Consider the following 2,409-nt stretch of genomic DNA (forward strand, 5'->3'; position numbering starts at 1 on the left):
GCGACCGCGTTCTTGTAGGTCATGCCACGCGACAGCCGCAACACGTCCGCGATCGCGGCGTCTTCGCTCTCGTAGTTCCAGAAACGACATCCGCCCGCAGCCGGACCGAGCCGTGTGTCATGAATCGCGATGATCCCGCGCAACCCCGTTGGCGCGTCATGAACGAAGACGACGGACTCATGCGCATCGAAATGCGGATTATCGAAGATCCTCATGGCGCCCCCCCCTCATCACCGCCCCGAAATGCGGCACTGACAAAATAACACAATTCATGCTCTAATATTCATTTGCCAATGTAATCCTGAATGATCACATTGCGCAGCATCGGACGCTTGCGCTGGACGTTTTGTTCGTTTAAACGAACGGTTTGAGATTGCGGAGTGCGCTTGACCATGCCTGTCGACAGTCCTTTCGATGACGAACGTAACGAGGTTGCGGTCGGTTCCGGTTTATCCGACCATCTCCATTCGGAAACCCTGGCAGTCCATGCGGGCGGGATGCGCACACCGTTCGGCGAGACGAGTGAAGCGCTGTTTCTGACGCAGGGCTTCGTCTATCCCGATATGGAAAGCGCCGAGCGGCGCTTCGCCGGCGAAGACCCTGACGGATTCATCTATTCGCGTTTTTCCAATCCGACGGTATCGATGTTCGAGCAGCGCATGGCCACCTTGGACGGCGCCGAAGCGGCACGCGCAACCGGGACCGGGATGGCGGCGGTGGCAGCAGCGTTGCTCGGTTATCTGAAAGCGGGTGATCACGTCATCACCTCGCGTGTGCTGTTCGGCTCCTGCGCCGTGATCCTTGGCGAGATCCTGCCGAAATTCGGCGTCGAATCGACCTTCATCGACGGCACGCGCCCGGAGAACTGGCGTGCCGCCCTGCGGCCAAACACCCGTGCCTTCTTCATCGAGAGCCCGGCCAATCCCACCACCGAATTGATCGATATCGCCGATACCGCGGATATCGCTCACGAGGCCGGCGCGATCCTGATCGTCGACAACGCGCTGGGCACGCCACTGATCCAGAACCCGCTCCAGCACGGCGCGGATGTCGTGACCTATTCTGCGACCAAGCATATCGACGGCCAGGGACGATGTCTGGGCGGGCTGGTGCTCGCAAGCGAAGAATTCATCGAGACCCATCTGAAGAACTACCTGCGCCACACCGGTCCGGCGCTCTCACCCTTCAATGCCTGGGTCTTGCTCAAGGGGCTGGAGACGCTGCCGTTGCGGATCGCCAAACAGGCGCGCAATGCCCGCGCCCTGGCCGACGCACTGAAACGCCTTCCTGGCGTGACCCAGGTGCTCTATCCGGGCCTGCCGGACAATCCACAGGCAGCGATCTTCAAGAAGCAGATGAAGAGCGGCGGCAGTGTGCTCGCCTTCGAACTCGAAGGCGGCAAGGAGGCGGCTTTCCGCTTTGGCAAGGCGCTGGAGCTCGTCAGGATCTCCAACAATTTCGGCGACGCCAAGAGCCTTGTCACCCACCCCGCCACGACGACGCATCAGCGCTTCAGCCGGGAGGAGCGCGAGGCGATAGGCATCAGCGAAGGCATGCTGCGCCTCTCCGCCGGGCTGGAGCATCAGGGCGATCTGATCAACGATGTCGTAAGCGCAGTGAAATCCGCGCAGTAAGGTTTCACCCGCAGCGCCCTGTTCCGGCGGATGCGATCAGATCAGACCGTGGCGCGCAGCCGCGCGAAGCCGGCATCCAGATCGGCTTTCAGATCATCGAGATCCTCGAGGCCGATATGGAAACGCAGGCAAGGCCCGGACGGTGCGAACTCCGTCACTGTGCGATAGGACGCGCAGTTGAATGGGGTCACGAGGCTCTCGAAGCCGCCCCAGGAGAAGCCCATCCCGAACAATGCGAGCCCGTCCAGCATGGCGGCAACCGCCTGTTTCGAGGCCGGTTTCAGTTCCACGGAGAACAGTCCCGACGCGCCCTTGAAGTCACGCTTCCAGATGGCGTGGCCGGGATCGCTCTCCAGCGCGGGATGCATTACCCGCGCGACTTCCGGGCGCGCCTCCAGCCAGCGCGCCATCTCCAGCCCCTGCCTCTCATGCTCCTGCAGGCGCAGTTTCATGGTGCGGATGCCCCGCAGGCAGAGGAAGACGTCGTCCGGTCCCGGGCAGGAGGAGTACAACTCGTAAGTCCGCCGCAACGGCTTCCAGCAGCGCTCGCTGGCAGAGACGAGCCCCATCAGCAGATCGGAGCCGCCGGAGAGATATTTCGTCCCGGCCTCGATGGCGAGATCGACGCCCATTGCGTGCGGTGGGAAAAACAGGGGCGTTGCCCAGGTATTGTCCATCGCGACCACCGCACCCCGCGCATGCGCGGCCTCGGCGATCGCGGGAATATCCTGCATCTCCATGGTCTGTGAGCCCGGCGCCTCGGTCCAGACCACGC

General features: G+C 62.4%; 3 protein-coding genes. 1 reads left to right on the forward strand and 2 read right to left on the reverse strand.

Going from position 1 to position 2,409, the window contains the following annotated elements; translation table 11 throughout:
- A partial coding sequence (locus VKP01_RS00020) for a Glu/Leu/Phe/Val dehydrogenase dimerization domain-containing protein (protein WP_324409596.1) occupies positions 1-215 on the reverse strand: 215 nt, incomplete at its 3' end.
- 177 nt (positions 216-392) lie between these two features.
- Here VKP01_RS00020 and metZ point away from each other — a divergent pair.
- A complete protein-coding gene (metZ, locus tag VKP01_RS00025; protein ID WP_324409597.1) occupies positions 393-1,634 on the forward strand; it encodes an O-succinylhomoserine sulfhydrylase in 1,242 nt (413 codons plus the stop codon).
- A gap of 41 nt (positions 1,635-1,675) precedes the next feature.
- On the opposite strand, the gene VKP01_RS00030 is transcribed toward metZ, so the two are convergent.
- On the reverse strand, positions 1,676-2,409 hold a 734-nt coding region (locus tag VKP01_RS00030; protein ID WP_324409598.1), incomplete at its 5' end, for a trans-sulfuration enzyme family protein.

The sequence above is a fragment of the Saliniramus sp. genome (assembly GCF_035311605.1).
Lineage (GTDB): Bacteria > Pseudomonadota > Alphaproteobacteria > Rhizobiales > Beijerinckiaceae > Saliniramus.

Excerpts from the sequence above, each read along its gene's own strand:
- metZ (WP_324409597.1), top strand. The coding sequence starts at position 393 with ATGCCTGTCGACAGTCCTTTCGATGACGAACGTAACGAGGTTGCGGTC.